The sequence below is a fragment of the Streptomyces sp. NPDC086989 genome, from assembly GCF_044745505.1.
Taxonomy (GTDB): domain Bacteria; phylum Actinomycetota; class Actinomycetes; order Streptomycetales; family Streptomycetaceae; genus Streptomyces.
Window position 1 is genome coordinate 300,750 of the sequence record NZ_JBIVAL010000005.1, and the last position, 21,482, is coordinate 322,231.

The 21,482-nt window shown below is 73.4% G+C and carries 14 protein-coding genes and 1 pseudogene; 12 read left to right on the forward strand and 3 right to left on the reverse strand.

Annotation, left to right across the window (positions count from 1 at the left end):
• Window positions 1-87: 87 nt before the first annotated feature.
• On the reverse strand, window positions 88-1,038 hold the full coding sequence (locus ACIPK4_RS14165) for a DNA-binding protein (RefSeq protein WP_402312386.1): 951 nt from the start codon (window positions 1,036-1,038) through the stop codon (window positions 88-90).
• A gap of 138 nt (window positions 1,039-1,176) precedes the next feature.
• Here ACIPK4_RS14165 and ACIPK4_RS14170 point away from each other — a divergent pair, with 138 nt between their 5' ends.
• Both ACIPK4_RS14170 and ACIPK4_RS14175 read left to right on the forward strand, forming a co-directional pair.
• Entirely contained in the window at window positions 1,177-1,557 is a 381-nt protein-coding gene (locus tag ACIPK4_RS14170) for a bifunctional 3-phenylpropionate/cinnamic acid dioxygenase ferredoxin subunit (protein ID WP_402312389.1), read from the forward strand.
• A gap of 46 nt (window positions 1,558-1,603) precedes the next feature.
• Complete coding sequence (locus ACIPK4_RS14175; protein WP_402312392.1) at window positions 1,604-2,731, forward strand: aromatic ring-hydroxylating dioxygenase subunit alpha; 1,128 nt, start codon at window positions 1,604-1,606, stop codon at window positions 2,729-2,731.
• Window positions 2,732-3,013: 282 nt separating this feature from the next.
• Here ACIPK4_RS14175 and ACIPK4_RS14180 read toward each other — a convergent pair whose 3' ends face one another.
• Together ACIPK4_RS14180 and ACIPK4_RS14185 are read right to left on the reverse strand one after the other, a co-directional pair.
• On the reverse strand, window positions 3,014-3,844 hold the full coding sequence (locus tag ACIPK4_RS14180) for an alpha/beta fold hydrolase (protein ID WP_402312395.1): 831 nt from the start codon (window positions 3,842-3,844) through the stop codon (window positions 3,014-3,016).
• Between the two features lie 510 nt (window positions 3,845-4,354).
• On the reverse strand, window positions 4,355-5,152 hold the full coding sequence (locus tag ACIPK4_RS14185) for an IclR family transcriptional regulator (protein ID WP_402312398.1): 798 nt from the start codon (window positions 5,150-5,152) through the stop codon (window positions 4,355-4,357).
• A 167-nt stretch (window positions 5,153-5,319) separates the two neighbouring features.
• Here ACIPK4_RS14185 and betA point away from each other — a divergent pair, with 167 nt between their 5' ends.
• From betA to ACIPK4_RS14235, 10 genes and pseudogenes are all read left to right on the forward strand, one after another.
• A complete protein-coding gene (gene betA / locus ACIPK4_RS14190) occupies window positions 5,320-7,014 on the forward strand; it encodes a choline dehydrogenase (protein WP_402312401.1) in 1,695 nt (564 codons plus the stop codon).
• A gap of 11 nt (window positions 7,015-7,025) precedes the next feature.
• Window positions 7,026-7,910, forward strand: a complete 885-nt coding sequence (locus ACIPK4_RS14195) for a 5,10-methylenetetrahydrofolate reductase (protein WP_402312404.1) — start codon at window positions 7,026-7,028, stop codon at window positions 7,908-7,910.
• Window positions 7,911-8,064: 154 nt separating this feature from the next.
• On the forward strand, window positions 8,065-9,534 hold the full coding sequence (locus ACIPK4_RS14200; RefSeq protein WP_402312406.1) for an aldehyde dehydrogenase family protein: 1,470 nt from the start codon (window positions 8,065-8,067) through the stop codon (window positions 9,532-9,534).
• A 28-nt stretch (window positions 9,535-9,562) separates the two neighbouring features.
• On the forward strand, window positions 9,563-10,645 hold the full coding sequence (locus ACIPK4_RS14205) for a glycine betaine/L-proline ABC transporter ATP-binding protein (protein WP_402312409.1): 1,083 nt from the start codon (window positions 9,563-9,565) through the stop codon (window positions 10,643-10,645).
• Window positions 10,645-12,642 carry an ABC transporter permease subunit gene (locus ACIPK4_RS14210; RefSeq protein ID WP_402312959.1) on the forward strand — a complete coding sequence of 666 codons (1,998 nt, stop codon included), beginning with the start codon at window positions 10,645-10,647 and terminating at the stop codon, window positions 12,640-12,642. The genes ACIPK4_RS14205 and ACIPK4_RS14210 overlap by 1 nt, the downstream gene beginning before the upstream one ends.
• A 22-nt stretch (window positions 12,643-12,664) precedes the next feature.
• Window positions 12,665-13,720: an ABC transporter substrate-binding protein gene (locus ACIPK4_RS14215; RefSeq protein ID WP_402312412.1), complete on the forward strand. Its 1,056-nt coding sequence runs from the start codon at window positions 12,665-12,667 to the stop codon at window positions 13,718-13,720.
• A gap of 208 nt (window positions 13,721-13,928) precedes the next feature.
• A complete protein-coding gene (locus tag ACIPK4_RS14220) occupies window positions 13,929-16,403 on the forward strand; it encodes an FAD-dependent oxidoreductase (protein ID WP_402312415.1) in 2,475 nt (824 codons plus the stop codon).
• Window positions 16,400-17,632, forward strand: a complete 1,233-nt coding sequence (locus ACIPK4_RS14225; protein ID WP_402312418.1) for a sarcosine oxidase subunit beta family protein — start codon at window positions 16,400-16,402, stop codon at window positions 17,630-17,632. Before ACIPK4_RS14220 ends, ACIPK4_RS14225 begins: the two co-directional genes overlap by 4 nt.
• Before the next feature lie 12 nt (window positions 17,633-17,644).
• Window positions 17,645-20,745 (forward strand): annotated as a pseudogene (locus tag ACIPK4_RS14230) (sarcosine oxidase subunit delta family protein).
• The gene (locus ACIPK4_RS14235; protein ID WP_402312421.1) at window positions 20,738-21,388 is read left to right on the forward strand and encodes a sarcosine oxidase subunit gamma; all 651 of its coding nucleotides are present in this window, start codon (window positions 20,738-20,740) and stop codon (window positions 21,386-21,388) included. Before ACIPK4_RS14230 ends, ACIPK4_RS14235 begins: the two are co-directional and overlap by 8 nt.
• The last annotated feature ends 94 nt before the right edge of the window (window positions 21,389-21,482 follow it).

Genomic DNA, 21,482 nt, shown 5'->3' on the forward strand with positions numbered 1-21,482 from the left:
CCTCGCGCGGCGTCGTCGCAGGCAGCGCCGACCCTCTCACGGCCCCCGGAGCACGCGGAAGGCGGGGTGAGCGGGGTGCCGCAGGGCCTAAGGGGCCGTCTCCCTCCGGAGGGCTTGCGTGAGGTGTCCGGTGGTGTGGCGCAGGGCACGCGGGATCCGCGGGCCCGACCCGATGGTGCGGGTCGTGCGGGCCAGGGCGTTGAGGGCCCGGACGGAGCCGATGTCCGGGACGCGGTCCACGAGGTCGGACAGCCACGCGTCCGTTTCCCGCCACGCGCCGGCCCGGGCCAGTACGGACGCCAGCTCGGCGGGGAAGAGCGACCGGTAGGCGGGCGCCCCGTCCGCCGCCGTCGCCTCGTACAGGAGGGCGGCCGCCCCGTCCAGGTCGCCGAGGTCGGCGAGGGCGAGCCCGTGGTGACCGTCGAGCTCCGAGCGGTCGAACCACCAGGTCCAGGACGGATCGCCCGCCGAGGGACCGTCCGCCAGGAGCTCGCGGGCCACGGACAGCGACCGCAGCGCCCGGCGGCGCTGCCGGAGCCGGGCCCGGGCGCGCGCCTCGCGCACGTGGAAGATGGCGGCCACCCGCGCCGGCAGCTCCCGGCCGGCCAGGACGGACGACGAGATGCGCAGCGACGCGGCGGGGCGCCCGAGGTGGTCCTCCTGGAGGCAGAGCACGGAGAGCACGAGCAGTTCGACGGAGCGGCTCTCCCGGGGCAGGGTGCGGGCCAGGGCCAGTGCCCGGCGGCTGCAGCGCCGCGAGGTCCCGTGCAGCTCCGCGTCGAAGAGGATCCAGGCGGCGACCTGGAAAAGCTCCATCAGCGCCGACCGTTCGGCCGAGCCCGCGCCCGAGCCCGCGCCCGCACCCGCCGCAACCGTCACCGCGCCCGCCCCCGACGCCTGCGCCACCGCGCCCGCGCGTCCGCGGTGCGGGCGGACGGCGGTTGCGATGGCGCGCAGTGCCGCCGGGGCGGCCCGGCGCGCTCCCGCCGTCCGGTCCGTTTCGAGGAGCTCCGCGGTCAGTGCGGCGACGTGTTCCATGGTCCAAGCCTGCTGCCTCGTACGGCTCGTGGCGAGGCCCTCCCGATGTCGTGAACCCTTCCTTGACAAGGTAAGGGGGCACCCTCAAACTGACGTTGCGTTCACCGCAATCCGTTTCGCTATACGCACCGAGGTGTCATGAAGATTCCCGTGTGCAGGCTCGCGGACCTCCCGCGGGGCGAGGCCTGCAGGCTCGACTCCGACCCCCCGATCGCGGTGTTCCACACCGACGACGGCCAGGTGTACGCCATCGACGACACCTGCACCCACCAGGACGCCTCGCTCTCCGACGGCTGGCTGGAGGGCTGCGAGGTCGAATGCCCCCTGCACGCCTCGAAGTTCGACCTGCGCACCGGCGTCGCGGGCTCCCCGCCGGCCAGGCGTCCCGTCCGCACCCACGCGGTCCTCGTCGAGGAGGGCACGGTGTACGTCCTGCGGCAGGACGCGCCGACCGGCCTGCCGCACCAGCCGCACCAGCCGCCTCGCGCGGCCACCCTCCGGGGGGAAGGCCGCGCGTGAGCCCGCGGCCGTCGCCCCTCGCCACGACGTTCCGCGAGGAGTGCACGTGTCATCGAGCAGCCTGCCGGAGAGCCTGATCGCCACCCTGCCCGGCGCGTACTACACCGATCCGGACGTCTTCCGGCTGGAACAGGAGCACATCTTCGAGACGATGTGGTTCTGCGTGGGGCGCTCGTCCGAACTCGCCCGACCGGGCGCCTTCCGCACCGTGGACGTCGGACGCGAGAGCATCCTGGTGACGCGTTCGCGCGACCACGCCGTCCGCGCCTTCTACAACGTCTGCCGCCACCGTGGTGCGAAGCTGTGCACACAGGAGACCGGCGAGGTCCGGCGGGCGTTCCAATGCCCGTACCACGCCTGGACGTACGACCTCGACGGCACGCTGATCGCCGCCCCCAACCTGACGAAGATGCCGGACGTCGGCCGGACCGAGTTCGGGCTGGCACCCGTGGCCGTACGCGAATGGCTCGGCTACGTGTGGGTCTGCCTCGCGGACAGCCCGCCCCCGTTCGAGGAGCAGGTCATCGGCGCCGCCGTCGAACGGCTCGGCGACGCGGAGTCCATCGAGCGGTACGGCATCGCCGACCTGGAGGTCGGCCGGCGGATCGTCTACGACGTCGGGGCGAACTGGAAGCTCATCATCGAGAACTTCATGGAGTGCTACCACTGCGCCACGATCCACCCGGAACTCACCGAGGTGCTGCCGGAGTTCGCGGGCGGCTACGCGGCCCAGTACTACGTCGGGCACGGCGCCGCCTTCGGCGAGGGGATCCGCGGGTTCACCGTCGACGGCTCGGAGGGCCTCGACCGCATCCCCACCGTGTCACCGGACCAGGACCGCAGGTACTACGCCATCACCGTGCGCCCGCAGGTCTTCGTCAACCTCGTCCCCGACCACGTGATCTTCCACCGGATGTACCCGGTCGCAGCCGACCGCACCCGCGTCGAGTGCGACTGGCTGTACCTCAAGGACGTGGTGGACAGCGGCAGGGACGTCAGCCGCTCCGTCGAGCTCTTCGACCGGGTCAACCGGCAGGACTTCGAGGCCTGCGAGCGCTGCCAGCCGGCGATGGGCTCGCGCCTGTACGCGGGGGGCGGCGTACTGGTCCCCAGCGAGCACCACATCGCGGCGTTCCACGACTGGATCCGGGACCGCCTGGGGAAGAGGTCCTAGGCCCTGTCGTCAAACTGCCGTCTGCCCCGCGACGCCTGGCACGCGCTCTCGCCGCACCGGGCGAAAGCCAAGTACGTCCAGTACGCGGTCTTCCGCCCGGCGCGCCGAGAGCACGCACCAGACGCCGCGGGGCCGCCCTCCGGGCGACGACGGGAGTTTGACGACAGGGCCTAGGAGCTTCCGGACGATCCCCTTCAGGACCGTCCGGTCGTCCAGCCGCGGCCGCCCGAAGACAGGCCTGGCAGCAGCGGCTGCACGAGGTCCCAAGCGGCATCCGACAGTTCATGGTGACGTAGCACGGTCGCCCCGGCAGAAGGCGGTGACCAGGGCGGCGTATGCGCGGGGGTGGGTCATGTGGGGGATGTGACCCGCGCCCTGGAAGGTGTGGCGCCGGGCCCGGGGGAGGGCGGCGGCCAGCCGGTCGAGCACGGCGGCGAACCAGACCGGGCTCTCGGTGCCGTGGCTGAGCAGGACCGGCGCGGTGCAGGAACCCAGGGCGGTGAGGTCCAGCCGGGCCCAGTCCGCATCCTCCTGTTCGTCGCGCCAGGTCTGCGCGTGGGAGACGAAGGTGTCCTGCACGGCCTCCGGCAGTGCCTCCCAGGCGCCCGGGCCGAGTGCGACGCCCTCGACGAACAGCCGGGCGCCCGCCGCGTCCTGACCGTCCCGCAGCAGGGCGAGGACCTCCTCGATGGTGATGGCCGCCGGCCGCAGGGCTGCCTGCGCGGCCGGGTCGTCGCCGACCAGGGAGGTCAGCGGGGGCTCGTGCAGGACCAGGCTGCGGAACAGCTCCGGGCGGCGCGCGGCAAGCCCCACCGCGATCGACGCGCCGAAGGAGTTCCCGGCCACGTGCGCCGGTCCGAGGCCCAGCACCTCGATCAGCGCGGCCAGGTCGTCCTCGTCCTGTCGGCGGCTGCCCGGCCCCGGCGCGGCCCCGCTGCGGCCGTGCCCCCGGCGGTCGTAGCCCACCACCCGGAAGGCCGCCCGGAGGTCGGCCTCGATGGCCGACGCCCAGGACCGGTGGTCGTTCCAGGAACCGTGCACGAGCACCAGAGGCTCGCCCTCGCCCGTCTCCTCGTAGTGCAGCCGCACTTCGCCGACCGGCACCTGGGCCATGCCGTGACTCCTTCGGGGCGTACCTCGAGCGGCGCCCGAGCAAGGCCGCCTCCCGCCACCCTGCCACGCCGCCCCGGCCGGCCCCTCGACCGACACCGCCCGGCGCCGGCGGGTCCGCCCGTACGGTCCGCGCGCAGGGGCGGCAGGCCGTACGTAGGGGCGCAGCGCCGCGCGCGGTTTCGGGATGGGGGCACCCCCAGCGGTGGCCGGGGGAGGGCGGGGAGGGGGTGGCTCCGCGCAGCGGCCGGGGCAGCCCGTATGGGGTCAGAGCCTGTCGTCGAAGTCCCGTCCGGCCGGCCGGGGCGTGCCTAGGTCGTGTCGTCAAAGTCCCGTCTGGCCGGCGGGGCCTGGTACGCACGCTCGCCGCGTTGTCGTCGGTCACCGACGTCCCCCAGCTACCGCTGGGAGGTGCCCCCACCGCGTCGGTTCCCTCCTTTGCCTTGCGATCGCACGCACCAAGCCCCGCCAGCCCCGCCCTTCGGGCGGCCGACGCTACTTTGACGACACTCCCTAGCCCAGGTGGCCCATGCGGTGGCTGATCTCCTGCGCGCCCCTCACCAGCAGTGGGGCGAGCTCGTGCATGCGCTCCTCGGTGAGGCGGTAGCTCGGTCCCGAGGCGCTGATCGCGGCGATGACCACGCCGTCCCGGTCGCGGATCGGGGCGGCCATGGCGTGCAGCCCGAGCTCGTACTCCTCCAGGGTCATGGCGTACCCCCGGTCCAGCGCCTCCACGAGGTTCCTCTCCAGCTTCGTCCGGGCGGTCAGGGTGTTCGGCGTGTACTTCTTCAGGCCGGCCTCCGCCAGCAGCTGCACGCGCCGCTTCGCCGGGAGGTGGGCGAGGAGGACCTTGCCGCTGGAGGTGGCGTGCAGCGGCGTCAGCTGGCCGACCCAGTTGTGCGCCGTGACCGCGCCCGGGCCCCGCACCTGGCAGAGGTTGATCGCGTACTGCTCCTCGAGGATGGCGATGTTGACCGTTTCGCCGAGCTCCTCGGCCAGCTGCTCGCAGACCGGGCGGCCGACCTGCGTGATGTCGATCCGCCCCGTGACCGCGCCGGCGAGCCGTACGATCCCGAAGCCGAGCCGGTACTTGCCCCGCTCGGTGGCCTGTTCGACGAGACCGCGCGCCTCCAGCGCCCCCAGCAGCCGGAACGCCGTCGACTTGTGGACGTCGATCTCCGCCGCCACCTCGCTGACGCCCGCCTCGCCGCGCTGGGCGAGGATCTCCAGCACGCTGACGGCGCGGTCGACGGACTGCACCCCGCCCGCCGGCGCGCCCGGAGTTTCGGTGGCTGACTCGTGGTTGCTCATGGCGGAACCATACTCGCCGTAACCAACGACCGGCCGGGCGCGTCGAGGCCGGAAAGTTGCGTCGGACGCAACCTGGTGCGCATGACGGCACCCGTACTAGCATGCGCCGCATCGTGACGGCTGGGGGCGGCCCTCGGCCGCAGACGACGGGGAGGGACGAGATTCCGATGGTGCCCCAGCAGTACGACTTCGTCATCGTCGGCGGCGGCTCGGCCGGCAGCGCCCTGGCGAACCGGCTCTCCGCCGACCCGGCGACCCGCGTCCTGGTGCTCGAGGCCGGCCGCCCCGACTACCCGTGGGACGTCTTCATCCACATGCCGGCCGCGCTGACCTTCCCCATCGGCAGCCGCTTCTACGACTGGAAGTACGCGTCCGAGCCCGAGCCGCACATGAACGGGCGGCGCATCCACCACGCCCGCGGCAAGGTGCTCGGCGGGTCGAGCAGCATCAACGGCATGATCTTCCAGCGCGGCAACCCGCTGGACTACGAGCGCTGGGGCGCCGACCCGGGCATGGCGGACTGGGACTACGCGCACTGCCTCCCGTACTTCAAGCGGATGGAGAACTGCCTGGCCGCGGACCCCGGTGACGAGCTCCGCGGCCACGAGGGCCCCCTCGTCCTGGAACGCGGCCCGGCCACCGGGCCCCTCTTCACCGCCTTCATGGAGGCGGTCCGGCAGGCCGGGTATCAGCTCACCGACGACGTCAACGGCCACCGGCAGGAGGGCTTCGCCCCCTTCGACCGCACCATCCACCGGGGGCGCCGCCTCTCCGCGGCCCGGGCCTACCTCCACCCCGCGATGAAACGGCCCAACCTCCAGGTGCGGACCAGGGCCTTCGTGACCCGGATCCTGTTCGAGGGCAAGCGCGCCGTCGGCGTCGAGTACACCCGCGGCCGCGGGGCGCCCCGACAGGTGCGGGCCGGGGAGGTGATCCTGTGCGGCGGCGCGATCAACTCCCCCCAACTGCTCCAGCTGTCCGGCGTCGGCAACGCCGGCGAACTGCGGGCCCTGGACGTCGACGTCGTGCACGACCTGCCGGGTGTGGGGGAGAACCTCCAGGACCACCTGGAGGTGTACGTCCAGCACGCCTGCAAGCAGCCGGTCTCGATGCAGCCCTACCTGAAGTGGCGCCACCGCCCCTGGATCGGCCTGCAGTGGCTCCTGCGCACCGGCCCCGGCGCGACCAACCACTTCGAGGCGGGCGGTTTCGCGCGCAGCAACGAGGACGTCGCGTACCCCAACCTGATGTTCCACTTCCTGCCGATCGCGGTCCGCTACGACGGCTCCTCGCCCGCCGGGGGCCACGGCTACCAGGTGCACGTCGGCCCCATGTACTCCGACGCCAGGGGCTCGGTGAAGATCAGGAGCAAGGACCCCCGGGTCCACCCGGCCCTGCGGTTCAACTACCTCTCCACGGATCAGGACCGCCGCGAGTGGGTCGAGGCGGTCCGCACCGCACGCACCATCCTGGGCCAGCCCGGGCTGGCCCCGTACGACGACGGCGAGATCTCGCCCGGGCCCGGCGTCGAAACCGACGAACAGATCCTCGACTGGGTGGCCAGGGAGGGCGAGACCGCCCTGCACCCCTCCTGCACTTGCCGGATGGGCACCGGCGAGGGGGCCGTCACCGATCCGGCGAGCCTGCGCGTGCACGGCCTGGACGGGCTGCGGGTCGTCGACGCGTCCGTGATGCCGTACGTGACGAACGGGAACATCTACGCACCCGTCATGATGGTGGCCGAGAAGGCCGCCGATCTCATCCTGGGCAACGAGCCGCTGCCGCCGTCCACGGCCGAGTTCCACCGGCACCACCGCCTCCACAGCGAGGCAGAGCAGGGGCGCAGCCCCGGCCACACCTGAGGAGGAGCGGCATGTCCGCCCGGCCCACGCCGTACCCGGAACGCCCCGTGCAGGCCCCCGTCACCGGGGGCGGCCTCGCGGAGCTCCTGCGCAGGGTCCGCTACGAGGTCCTGCCGGCGAAGGCCACCGAGGACAAGGTCCTGGCGCACGTCCCGACGGACGTGCCCGTCACGGTCACCGCCTCCCCGGCCAAGGGCCTCGGTCCCACCCTGGACCTCGCCACCCGCCTGGCCGGGCACGGGTACCGGGTCGTCCCGCACGTCCCGGCCCGGCAGATCACCGGCGCCGGGCACCTCACGGACGTGGTGGACCGGCTGGTCGCCGCCGGCATCGAGGACGTCTTCGTACCGGCCGGCGACGCCGACCCGCCGGCCGGGCCGTACGACGCGGCCCTGCCCGTACTGCGCCGGCTCGGCGAGCTCGGCAGCCCGTTCGCGCACGTCGGCATCACCGGGTACCCCGAGAGCCACCCCCTCATCGACGACGACGTCACCGTGCGGGCGATGCGGGACAAGCAGCCGCACGCGACGTACATCGTCAGCAACCTGTGCTTCGACCCGGCGACCCTGAGCCACTGGCTCGCGCAGGTGCGCCTGCGGCGGATCGTCCTGCCCGTGCACGTCGGAGTCGCCGGCCCCGTCGAACGCACGAAGCTGCTGTCCATGGCCACGAAGATCGGCGTGGGGGAGTCGGCCAAGTTCCTCACCCGCCACCCCTCGTGGTTCCTGCGCTTCGCGGCGCCCGGCGGGTACTCCCCGCAGCGACTGCTGCGCCGCAGCGCCCCCGCCCTGGGATCGCCCGAGTCCGCGGTGGCCGGCCTGCACCTGTTCACCTTCAACCAGATAGCCGAGACCGAACGCTGGCGGCGCGCGATGCTGGAGCGCCTCGGCGGCTGAACGGGCCGCCGCACGGGCCCCGCGCCCGGCCGCGGGAGCGCCGGTCCCCTTGACGTACCGCACCCCGTGGGCGATCGTGTCGTTCCATTCCGAGCACTACGCTGCGCAATACGCAACGCACATACCGGTGTTACCCGTATGGAGGGCTCCGCGCGTGGCAGATCTGTACGTCGGCGGGAAGTGGCGCGAAGCGGTGGCGGGCGGCCGTCGGGACATCCACTGCCCCGCCGACGGCGCCCTGGTGCGGAGCGTCTGCGAAGGCACGCGCCACGACACCGAAGCGGCGATCGCCGCGGCGCGCACCGCCTTCGACGACGGACCCTGGCCGCGCACCCCCGAACGGGACCGCGGCGCACTTCTGCTGCGCACCGCCGCGGTGATCGAGCGCGAGGCGCGGGAATTCGCCCGCGCCGAATCCCTCGACACCGGCAAGCGCCTGGTGGAGAGCGAGTACGACGTCGCCGACGTGGTGGCGTGCCTGCGGTACTTCGCAGGGATCGCCGGCACCGGCGCAGGCCGGGTCGTCGACACCGGCCGCGAGGACGCCGTCAGCCGGGTCGTGTACGAACCGGTCGGCGTGTGCGGGCTCATCACCCCCTGGAACTACCCTCTGCTCCAGGCCGCCTGGAAGGTCGCGCCCGCCCTCGTCGCCGGCAACACCCTCGTCCTCAAGCCCAGCGAACTCACCCCCTCCACCGCGATCCTGCTGATGCGCGCGCTGGAGGAGGCCGGGCTGCCCGCCGGCGTGGCCAACCTGGCCCTGGGCGCGGGGCCCGAGGCCGGCGCACCGCTGGCCGAGCACCCGGACGTGGACCTGGTCTCGTTCACCGGCGGCCTGGAGACGGGCCGGCGGGTCATGGCGTCCGCCGCGGCCGGCGTGAAGAAGGTCGCGCTGGAACTGGGCGGCAAGAACCCCAACGTGGTCTTCGCCGACGCCGATTTCGAGGCGGCCGTGGACTTCGCCCTGACCGCCGTCTTCCTGCACTCCGGGCAGGTCTGCTCGGCCGGCGCCCGCCTCGTCGTCGAGGACCCGCTGCACGACGCCTTCGTCGACGAACTCGTCCGCCGTGCCCGTGCCATCCGGCTGGGCGGCCCCTTCGACCCCGCCGCCGAGACCGGGCCGCTGATCTCCGCCGCGCACCGCGCCAGGGTCGAGGAGTACGTCGCGTCCGGCCTGGCACAGGGCGCCGTACTGCGCTGCGGCGGCCGCCGCCCCGAGGACCCCGCGCTCGCGGGCGGCTTCTACTACCCGCCGACCGTGCTCGACGCCTGCCGCCCGGACATGCGCGTCGTCCGGGAGGAGTCCTTCGGCCCGGTGCTCACCGTCGAGCGGTTCTCGGGTGAGGACGAGGCCGTACGGACCGCCAACGACACGCGGTACGGGCTCGCCGGCGCGGTGTGGACCCAGGACGCGGGCAAGGCGCAGCGCGTCGCCCGGCGGCTGCGGCACGGCACGGTCTGGATCAACGACTACCACCCCTACGTCCCGCAGGCGGAGTGGGGCGGCTTCGGGCATTCGGGCATCGGCCGCGAGCTGGGCCCCACGGGTCTGGACGAGTACCGCGAACCGAAGCACATCTGGCAGAACATCCAGCCCAGGGCGCAGCACTGGTTCCGCGGCTGAGCCGGTGCCATCCGAAGAGAGGCCGACAGTGACCGCAACGAAGACAGAACCGCCCGCGCAGCGGGGCGCGCCCGGGGACGGCCCGCCGGTGATCTCCGTCCGCGGCCTGTGGAAGGTCTTCGGGCCGAAGCCGGCCCGGGTGCCGGACTCGCCCGAGCTGTGCGCCCTGTCCCGCCGCGAGCTGCTGGAGCGCACCGGCTGCACCGCGGCCGTCCGCGACGTGGCCTTCGACGTGTCGCCCGGCGAGGTCTTCGTGGTCATGGGCCTGTCCGGCTCCGGGAAGTCGACGCTCGTACGGTGTCTGACCCGGCTGATCGAGCCGACGGCCGGCGAGCTCGTCTTCGAGGGCGAGGACATCCGCGGCGCCGACCACAAGCGGCTGCGCGAGCTGCGCCGGCGCAAGTTCGCGATGGTCTTCCAGCACTTCGGGCTGCTGCCGCACCGCCGGGTCCTGGACAACGTCGCGTACGGCCTGGAGATCCGCGGCACCGGCCGGGCCGAGCGTACCCGGCGGGCCATGGAGGTGATCGAACTCGTCGGCCTCGGGGGGTACGAGCACTCCTACCCCGACCAGCTCTCCGGCGGCATGCAGCAGCGCGTCGGCCTGGCCCGCGCCCTCGCCGGGGACCCGGACGTGCTCCTGTTCGACGAGCCGTTCTCGGCGCTCGACCCGCTGATCCGCCGGGACATGCAGAACGAGGTCGTCCGGCTGCACCGGGAGGTCGGCAAGACGATGGTGTTCGTCACCCACGACCTGTCCGAGGCGCTGAGGCTGGGCGACCGCATCCTCATCATGCGCGACGGCCGCACGGTCCAGTGCGGTACGGGCGACGAGCTGGTCGGGGCGCCCGCCGACGACTACGTCCGGGACTTCGTCGCGGACGTGCCGCGCTCGCAGGTGCTCACCCTGCGCTGGATCATGCGCCCGGCCCGCCCGGACGACGCCCTCGACGGGCCGTCACTCGGGCCCGACATCGTTGTCCGCGAGGCGGTGCGCACCGTCCTCACCGCGGACCGGCCCGTGAAGGTCGTGGCGGACGGGCGGCTGCTGGGCCTCGTCGGCGGCGAGGAGATCCTCGCCGTCGTCGCCGGCCCGGAGAGCGGTGCGTGATGGCCGTCCTGGCGGCGGCGGCCGCGCGGCGCGCGCCGACCCGCGGCGGACGCGCCCTGGCGGCGGCCGCGGTCCTCGCCGGGTGGGCCCTTCTGTGGGCGGCGCTGCGCGGCCTCCACACGCTTCCCCTCGGCACGGCCGAACTGACGCCGCTCCACCGGAGGTTCAACGAGATCAACGACGCCGTCGGGGCGGGCCGGAACAGCAACCCGGTCTTCCTCCACGTCTTCAACGAGATCCGGCTCGCCATCGACACCCTCGTCACCCTCCTCCAGGGGCTGCTCGCACAGCCCTCGTTCGGCCGGCCCGTCCCCGTGGTCGGCTGGCTGGGTGTCGTCGCCGTCAGCGGATACCTCTCGTGGGTGTTCGGGAACGTACGGGTGGCGGCCCTCGCCGTCGCCGGCTTCGTCCTCCTCGGCCTCCAGGGGCTGTGGCGCGAGAGCATGGACACCCTCGCCCTGACCCTGGCGGCCGTCCTGGTCTCCCTGCTCATCGGGATTCCGCTCGGCGTCTGGGCCGGGCTGTCCGACCGGGTGCACCGCCTGGTGACCCCGGTGCTGGACTTCATGCAGACGATGCCGGCCTTCGTCTACCTGGCGCCCCTGACCCTGTTCTTCCTCATCGGACCGGCGTCCGCGACGATCGCCACGCTGGTCTTCGCGATGCCGCCGGCCGTACGCATCACCGCCCACGCGATCCGGTCCGTGCCCGCCGCCACGGTCGAGGCCGCCGGATCGCTCGGCGCGACCCGCGCCCAGACGCTCACCACCGTACTGCTGCCGCTGTCGAAGCGGACCGTCGTCCTCGGCGTGAACCAGACCATCATGGCCGCGCTTTCCATGGTCACCGTCGCCGCGCTCATCGACGCGCCCGGGCTGGGCAAGACCGTCCTCAAGGCGCTGGAGACGCTCGACGTGGGGACGGCGTTCAACGCCGGGCTCGCCATCGTCGTCCTGGCCGTCGTCCTCGACCGGGTGACCACCGCCGCGAGCGAGCGCAGCGGGACGGGAGCCCCGCCGGCCGGAGGCCGGGGGAGCGCGGCGGACGTCCGGCGCCGCCCCCTGCTCCTCGCCGGCGCCGCGCTCACCGGGGCATGCGTCTGGCTCTCCCACACCTACGTATGGGCGGCGCAGTTCCCCGCCGACGCCGGTGTCGGCGCGGCGCTCTCCCGTACGGCGGACTCCGCCACCGCGTGGGCCCAGGGCAGCCTCGCCGGGGTGACGGGCGCGGCGCGCGACGTGATCACGACCCTGCTGCTCAACCCCTTCGAGGCGCTGCTGACGGGCTCCCCGTGGTGGCTCGTCGGCGCGGTCGCGGTGGCCCTCGGCGCGCTGCTCGGCGGCCCGCGGGCCGCGGCCACCGCGGCGGTGTGCGTGGCGCTGATCGTCGGCACCGGCCTGTGGCGGGACAGCATGACGACGCTGGCCTCCAGCCTGGTCGCCACGGTCGTCGTCCTGGCGCTCGGGGTCGTGGTGGGTGTGTGGATGGGGCGCAGCGCCCCGGCCGACCGGCTGATCCGCCCCGTGCTCGACGCCGGGCAGACGATGCCGGCGTTCGTCTACCTGGTGCCGTTCCTGGCCCTGTTCGGCGCGAGCCGGTTCACGGCGATCGTGGCGGCGGTCGTGTACGCGGCCCCCGTGACGGTGAAGATCATCGCCGACGGGGTGCGGGGGGTGCCGCAGGACACGGTGGAGGCGGCCGTGTCGGCCGGTTCGGGCACCTGGCAGATCATCACGAAGGTCCAGCTCCCGATGGCCCGCGGCGCCCTCGCGCTGGCCGCGAACCAGGGGCTCGTCCATGTGCTGTCCATGGTCGTCGTCGGCGGGCTGGTCGGGGCGGGCGCCCTCGGCTACGACGTCGTGGCGGGCTTCTCACAGGGGCAGTTGTACGGAAAGGGGCTGGCCGCGGGCCTGGCGATCGTGCTGCTCGGGGTCATGTCCGACCGGATCACCCAGGCGGCGGCGCGGCGGGCGGCGAGAGCCCCCGGCGGGCACTGAGGCGGAAGAAGGGGACCGACACATGGCAGGAATCGGCACCACAGGACCGGAGCCGCAGCCGCAGCCGCATGCGCCACGGCCGCAGCCGTCGGCGCGGCGCCGCCCGGCCCGCCCGGCCCTGCCGGCCGCACTGGCGGCGCTGGCCCTCGTGCTCGGCGGGTGCAGCGGCGCGAAGGTCGGGGAGGCGGGCGCCGGATCGTCCGGCGGGGGCGGCGGCGCGGGCACGTGCGGCTCCTTCGCCCTCGCCGTCAACCCGTGGGTCGGGTACGAGGCCAATGCCGCGGTCATCGCGTACGTAGCGAAGAAGGACCTCGGCTGCGAGGTCATCGAGAAGGACCTCAAGGAAGAGGTCGCCTGGCAGGGGTTCGGCACGGGCGAGGTCGACGCGATCGTCGAGAACTGGGGCCACCCGGACCTGAAGAAGAAGTACATCGAGCAGCAGAAGACGGCCGTCGCCGCCGGGGAGACGGGCAACAAGGGGGTCATCGGCTGGTACGTCCCGCCGTGGCTCGTGCAGCAGTACCCGGACATCACCCAGTGGGAGAACCTCAACAAGTACGCGGACCGGTTCAAGACCTCGGAGTCCGGGGACAAGGGCCAACTGCTGGATGGCGACCCGTCGTTCGTCACCAACGACGGGGCCCTGGTGAAGAACCTGAACCTCGGCTTCAAGGTGGTCTACTCGGGCAGCGAAGCCGCGCTGATCCAGGCCTTCCGCCAGGCCGAGGCCAAGAAGACGCCCGTCATCGGCTACTTCTACGAACCGCAGTGGCTCTTCTCCGAGCTGAAGCTCGTCAAGGTGCAGCTGCCGGAGTACAAGGCGGGCTGCGACGACGACCCCGAGAAGGTCGCCTGCGACTACCCCGTGTACGCGTTGGACAAGATCGTCAGCAAGAGGTTCGCGGACTCGGACAGTCCGGCCTACCGGCTCGTGAAGAACTTCTCCTGGTCGAACGAGGACCAGAACCTCGTGGCGAGGTACATCGCGCAGGACAAGATGTCGCCGCAGGACGCCGCCGCGAAATGGGTCGGCGCCAACCGTGCGAAGGTCGACGCCTGGCTCGGGAGGAAGGGCTGACCCGGCCCCGTGCCCGCGTGCGCCGCGGTGCCCGGCGGGCTGCTTCGGCAGCCCGCCGGGCACCGCCGTTCGGGCGCTCTGCACAGCGGAGTTGCGTCGCAATCGATCCTCTTGACACCACTGGGGGCGAGCGGCAGTGTGAGTTGCGCAACCTGCACCACGTTGCGCTGACGGCAACTCGATTTCTTTTCGAATCGGAGGGGCGGAGATGGCGGGACCGCGCGTGGTCATCATCGGAGCGGGTGTCGTGGGCGCCGCACTGGCGGACGAACTGTCCCTGCGCGGCTGGACCGGGATCACCGTCGTCGACCAGGGCCCGGTCCCCGTCACCGGAGGCTCCTCCTCCCACGCCCCCGGTCTCGTGTTCCAGGCGAACCCCTCCAAGACCATGACCGAACTGGCCCGCTACACCGTCGAGAAGCTCGCCGCCCTCGACGTCGACGGCGAGCCCTGCTTCCTCCAGGTCGGCGGACTCGAACTCGCCACCACCCCCGAACGCCTCACCGACCTGCGGCGCCGCCACGGCTGGCTCACCTCATGGGGCGTCGAGGGCCGGCTCGTGGACCCCGACGGATGTGTGGCCCTGCACCCCCTGGTCGACCGCGACCGCATCCTCGGCGGACTCCTGGTCCCCACCGACGGCCTGGCCAAGTCGGTGCTCGCCGTCGAGGCACAGCTGCGGGACGCCCGCGCCCGCGGCGTCCGCGTCCTCGACCGCCACCAGGTCCTGGACGTCCGGACCGAAGCCGACGACACCACCGGCACCGACCGCGTCACCGCCGTGGTCACGGACCACGGCGAGATCCCCGCCGACGTCGTCGTGTGCTGCGCCGGCATCTGGGGCCCCAAGGTCGCCCGGATGGCCGGCATGAGGCTGCCGCTGACCCCCCTCGCCCACCAGCTGGCCTGGACCGGGCCCGTCCCCGCGCTCGCCGGGCAGACCGTGGAGGCGGTCCGGCCCGTCCTGCGCCACCAGGAAGCCGACCTCTACTACCGCGAGTGCTTCGACCGGCTCGGCATCGGCTCCTACGGCCACCGCCCCATGCCGGTCCCCGCCGACGACATCGCCCCGCCGGACTCCTCGCCCCGGATGCCGTCCGTACTGCCCTTCACCGCCGACGACTTCACCGACGCCTGGGCCGAGACCTGCTCCCTGCTGCCCGCGACCCGCGACACCAAGATCGAGGAGGGCATCAACGGGCTCTTCTCCTTCACCACCGACGGGATGCCCCTGCTCGGCGAATCACCCGACGTCAAGGGCTTCTGGGTCGCCGAGGCCGTCTGGGTCACCCACTCCGCCGGAGTCGGCCGCGCCATGGCCGAATGGCTCGTGGACGGCCACTGCTCCTCCTTCGACCTGCACGCATGCGACGTCAACCGGTTCGAGCCGCACCAGCTCGCCCCCGCCTACGTCCTCGCCCGCAGCTGCCGCAACTTCGCCGAGGTCTACGACATCCTCCACCCGCTCCAGCCGGCCGGTGCGCCGCGCCCGCTGCGCACCAGCCCGTTCCACGTCCGCCAGCGCGAGCTCGGTGCCGTCTTCCTGGAGGCCGCCGGCTGGGAACGGCCCCAGTGGTACGACGCCAACGAGCCGCTCCTGGAACGGTGGGACATCCCGGCGCCGGGAGAGTGGGCCGCCCGGATGTGGTCCCCGGTCGTCGGCGCCGAGGCCCTCGCCACCCGGCAGGGCGTGGCCCTGTACGACATGAGCGCCCTCAAACGGCTGGAGGTGTCCGGCCGCGGGGCGGCGGCGTTCCTCCAGCGCCTGACCACCTCGGACGTCGACAAGCCCGTCGGCTCGGTCACGTACACGCTGATGCTGGACGAGGGCGGCGGGATCCGCAGCGACATCACCGTGGCCCGGCTCGCCCGGCACCGCTTCCAGATCGGGGCCAACGGCAACCTCGACCTCGACTGGCTCACCCGCCACCTGCCCGACGACGGCTCCGTGACCGTACGGGACGTCACCGCGGGCACCTGCTGCATCGGCCTGTGGGGGCCGAAGGCGCGCGAGGTGCTCCAGCCGCTCGCCGACGCCGACTTCTCGAACGAGGGCCTGCCCTACTTCCGGGCCCGCAGCGCCCACATCGGCGCCGTCCCCGTCACCGCCCTGCGCCTGAGCTACGTCGGCGAACTCGGCTGGGAGCTGTACACCACCGCCGACACGGGGCTGAAGCTGTGGGACACCCTCTGGGAGGCCGCACAACCGCACGGCGGCGTCGCGGCCGGCCGCGGAGCCTTCAACAGCCTGCGCCTGGAGAAGGGCTACCGGTCCTTCGGCACCGACATGGGCCACGAGCACGACCCCTACGAGGCCGGCCTCGGCTTCGCCGTGAAACCGGGCAAGGGAGACTTCATCGGCCGGGCCGCACTGGAGCGCCGCGCCGCGGACGTCCGCCGCCGCCTCACCTGCCTGACCGTCGACGACCCGGCCGCCGTCGTCATGGGCAAGGAACCCGTGTACGACGGGGACCGGCCGGTCGGTGACGTCACCAGCGCCGCGTACGGGTACACCGTGGGCAAGGGCATCGCCTACGCCTGGCTGCCCGCGGAGCTCGCCACACCGGGCCGCGCCCTGCACATCGGCTACTTCGACCGGCGCATCGCGGCCGTCGTCGCCGCCGAGCCCCTGTTCGACCCGCGGATGCGCCGACTGCGCGGACTGCCGGAGGACGCCCGGTGAGCCCCCGGCCCCCGGGCGCGGCCCTGCCCGAGCACCCCGCACGGCTGTGGCGCACCCCCGAGCCCAAGCGCGGCTACGAGGTGGTCATCGTGGGCGGCGGCGGACACGGCCTGGCCACCGCCCACTACCTGGCGAGGAACCACGGCATCACCGACGTCGCCGTCCTCGAACGCGGCTGGCTCGCCGGCGGCAACATGGCCCGCAACACGACCATCATCCGCTCCAACTACCTCTGGGACGAGAGCGCCGGGATCTACGAGCACGCCCTCAGACTGTGGGAAGGGCTGGAGGAGGACCTCGACTACCCCCTCCTGTTCTCCCAGCGCGGCGTGCTCAACCTGGCCCACACCCTCCAGGACGTCCGCGACGGCGTGCGCCGCGTCGAGGCCAACCGCCTGAACGGCGTGGACGCCGAATGGCTCGACCCCGCGCAGGTCAAGGAGGCCTGCCCGATCGTCGACACCTCCCCGGACGTGCGCCACCCGGTCCTGGGTGCCACCCACCAGCCGCGGGCGGGCATCGCCAAGCACGACCACGTCGCCTGGGGGTTCGCCCGCGCCGCCGACGCCGCCGGCATCGACCTCATCCAGAACTGCGAGGTCACCGGCATCGACGTACGGGACGGGCGGATCACCGGCGTCCGGACCTCCCTCGGCCCGATCGCCGCCGGCCGCGTCGCCCTCTGCGCGGCCGGCCACTCCTCCGTGCTCGCCGCCCTGGCCGGCTTCGAACTCCCCCTCCAGAGCCACCCGTTGCAGGCGCTGGTCTCCGAACTGCTGGAACCCGTACACCCCACCGTCGTGATGTCCAACGCAGTACACGTGTACGTCAGCCAGGCCCACAAGGGCGAACTCGTCATGGGCGCCGGCATCGACGCGTACAACGCGTACACCCAGCGCGGGGCCTTCCACGTCATCGAACGCCAGATGGCGGCCGCCCTCGAACTCTTCCCGGTCTTCGCCCGCGCGCACGTCCTGCGCACCTGGGGCGGAATCGTCGACGTCAGCCCCGACGCCTCGCCCATCACCGGCCTCACCCCCGTGGCCGGCCTCTACGTCAACTGCGGCTGGGGCACCGGGGGTTTCAAGGCCACACCGGGCGTCGGCTGGGTCCTCGCCCACACCATCGCCCACGACACCCCCCACCCGCTGGCCGCCCCCTTCACTCTCGAACGCTTCACCACCGGCGCGCTCGTCGACGAGCACGGCGCGGCCGCGGTGGCCCACTGAGGAGCCGAGACCATGCTGCTCATCCCCTGCCCCTGGTGCGGGCCCCGCGACGAGGCCGAATTCCACTACGGAGGCCAGGCGCACGTACCCCACCCCGCGGACCCCACGGCCCTGAGTGACGAGGCTTGGGCCCGCTACCTCTTCTTCCGGGCCAACCCCAGGGGCCCCTTCGCGGAACGCTGGAACCACGCCGACGGCTGCCGTCGCTGGTTCAACGCCGTCCGGGACACCGCGACCCACGAGATCCGGGCCGTCTACCGGACCGGCGAGCCCCGGCCGGTGACCGCATGACCGGGCAACCCCACCGGCTGCCGGCCCGCGGCCTGATCCAGCGCGGCCAGCCGCTCCGCTTCCGCTTCGACGGCGTCGAGTACGAGGGCCACCGCGGCGACACCCTGGCCTCCGCGCTGCTCGCACACGGCGTCCACCAGGTCGGCTGCAGCATCCGGCTCGGCCGCCCCCGCGGCATCTTCAGCGCCGGAGCCGAGGAGCCGAACGCCCTCGTCCAGATCGAGGCCCCCTTCCCCGAGCCGATGCTGCCCGCCACCACCGTCGAGCTGTACGACGGGCTCGTCGCGAGCAGCCTCCCCGGCCGGGGCCGGCTCGCCAGCACAGCCGACCCCGCCCGCTACGACGCCGTCCACGCCCACTGCGACCTGCTGGTCGTCGGCGCGGGCCCCGCCGGACTCGCCGCCGCGACGGCCGCCGCCCGCAGCGGGGCGCGCGTGATCCTCGCCGACGAACGTCCCGAACCCGGCGGGAGCCTGCCCGGCGCCGGCGAGCTGCCCGAATGGGCCGCCGCGGCGCGCACGGAACTCGACGCCGCACCCGAGGTCCGGGTGCTGGCGCGGACCACCGTCTTCGGCCACTACGACGACAACCACATGCTCGCCGTGGAACGCCGCACCCACCACCTCGGCGCGCAGGCCCCCGCCCACGTCTCCCGCGAACGGCTGTGGCGGATCCGGGCGCGCCGGGTCGTCCTCGCGACCGGCGCGCACGAACGCTCCCTCGCCTTCGCCGACAACGACCGCCCCGGAGTGATGCTGGCCGGGGCCGCCCGTACGTACCTCCACCGGTTCGGCGTCGTCCCGGGCTGCCGCGCCGTCGTCTTCACCACCAACGACAGCGCCTACGCGGCCGCCCTCGACCTCGCCGCGGCCGGCGTGGCCGTCGCGGCGGTCGTCGACGCCCGTCCCGCGCCGGGGGAGTGGGCCGTACGCGCCGCCCAGGCCGGTGTGGAGGTGCTCGCCGGGCACGCGGTGACGGGCACCGCCGGCGCACCCCGGGTCTCCTCCGTGACCGTGTCCCGGCTCGGGGAAGGCTCCGCCGTCCGTGAGGTCCCCGCCGACCTCCTGCTCGTCTCCGGCGGCTGGAACCCGGTCGTCCACCTCTACAGCCAGGCCGGCGGGCGGCTGCGCCACGACCCCGGACTCGGGACGTTCGTACCCGACGGCTGCCGCCAGGCGGTGGAGGCCGCGGGAGCGGCCCGGGGAGAGTACGACCTCGCCCGCTGCCTGGCCGACGGCCGGGCGGCCGCGGTCCGGGCCCTGGAGGCCGAGGGCTTCGCCGCCCCGGACGCCCTCCCGCTCCCCGTCGTCGCCCGGAAGCCGCACACCCCCGCCCGGCACCTGTGGGTGGTCCCCGGAACCGACACGGCCCGCTCCTTCGTCGACCTCCAGCGCGACGTCACCGTGGACGACCTGGCCCGGGCGACCGGCGCGGGCCTGCGCTCGGCCGAACACCTCAAGCGGTACACCACGGCCGGCACCGCGAACGACCAGGGCAAGACCTCCGGCGTGCTCGCGAGCGGAGTCGTCGCCCATCTGCTGGGCGTCGACATCGGCGAGCTGGGCACGACGACCTTCCGCGCCCCCTACACCCCGGTCTCCTTCGCGGCGCTCGCGGGCCGCGACCGCGGCCCGCTGCACGACCCGGTACGCGTGAGCCCCCTGCACGAGCGGCACCTCGCGCACGGGGCCGAGTTCGAGAACGTCGGCCAGTGGAAACGGCCGTGGTACTACCCGCGCCCCGGCGAGGACAGGGAGACGGCGGTGCTGCGGGAGAGCCGCGCCGCCCGCGAGGGCGTCGCGTTCATGGACGCCTCCACCCTCGGCAAGATCGACGTGCAGGGCCCCGACGCCGGGATCTTCCTCGACCGGCTCTACACCAACGTGATGAGCACCCTCAAGACCGGCATGTGCCGCTACGGCGTCATGTGCCGCCTCGACGGCATGGTCTTCGACGACGGCACCGCCGTCCGCCTCGCCGACGACCGCTTCCTCGTCACCACCACGACCGGCAACGCCGCGGCCGTACTCGACTGGATGGAGGAGTGGCTCCAGACGGAATGGCCCGAACTGCGCGTGCACTGCACCTCGGTGACCGAACAGTGGGCCACCGTCGCCCTCGTCGGGCCGCGCTCCCGGGACGTCCTGCGCGGGCTCGCCCCCCGACTTGCCCTGGAAGCAGCCGACTTCCCCTTCATGGCCTGGCGGGACACGGACGTCGCCGGCATCCCGGCCCGCATCTGCCGGATCAGCTTCTCCGGCGAACTCGCCTACGAGATCAACGTGGTGCCGTGGGAGGCCCCCGCGCTGTGGGAGGCGCTGTACGAGGCGGGGCGCCCCTTCGGCATCACACCGTACGGCACCGAGACCATGCACGTCCTGCGCGCCGAGAAGGGCTACCCCATCGTCGGCCAGGACACCGACGGCACCGTGACCCCGCAGGACCTCGGCCTGGGCCGGCTCGTCTCCCGCAGGAAGCGCGACTTCATCGGCAAACGCTCCCACACCCGTGCCGACACCGCCCGGCCCGACCGCAAGCACCTCGTCGGACTGCTGCCGGACGACCCCGCCGTCCTGCTGCCCGAAGGCACCCAGCTGGTCGCCGCCGCCCCGCTGCCCGAACCACCCGTGCCGATGCTCGGACACGTCACCTCCGCCTACCGCAGCGCGGCGCTCGGCCGGACCTTCGCACTCGCCCTCGTCAAGGGCGGCCGCGACCGCATCGGAGACCGGCTGTACGCACCCGTGGGCGACGCGCTCGTCCCCGTCACGGTCGCCGACGCCGTGCTCTACGACCCCGAGGGGACACGCCGCGATGGCTGACACCGCCGACCGCCGCCACGGGCTGAGCCCCCTGGCGCGGTACGCCGAACGCTTCGCCGCCGCCGGCCGGGCCTCCGGCGGAGCCCTGCGGCTCGCGGAACTCCCCTTCCTCGCCCAGGTCGACGTACGCCTGGACCCCGAGGGGCCCGCCGCCGACTCCGTCGCACTCGCCCTCGGGTTCCCCCTGCCCCGGGAGCCCAACACCCTCACGGGCGGAGCCGGGTCCACGGCGCTGTGGCTGGGCCCGGACGAATGGCTCGTCACCGGCCCGGCCGGCACCCGCACGGATCTCGAAACCCGGCTGCGCCAGGCCGTCGCGGACGCGCACGCCTGCGTCGTCGACGTCTCGGCGCAGCGCACCACCCTGCTCGTCGGCGGGACCCGGGCCGCCGAACTCCTCGCGCACGGCTGCTCCCTCGACCTGCACCCCCGCATCTTCGGCGCCGGACGCTGCGCCCAGACCACGCTGGCCCGCGCGCAGGTCGTGCTGGTGCGCGACGACCCCGGGACCGGGGCCGGATCCGGATCCGGCCCCGGTTTCCGGGTGCTGGTGCGCTCCTCGTTCGCCGGCTACCTCGCCGACTGGCTCCTCGACGCCGCATCGGAATTCACCTGGAATCCGCCTGACTCGACCCGGACTTGAACACGGCCGGGCTAGGGTTCCCCCGGTTCGCGGCTCCCGGTGCCCGGAGCCACCGGTCAGGTCAAGGAGATGATGTGCGCAGCCTGCTGTCAGC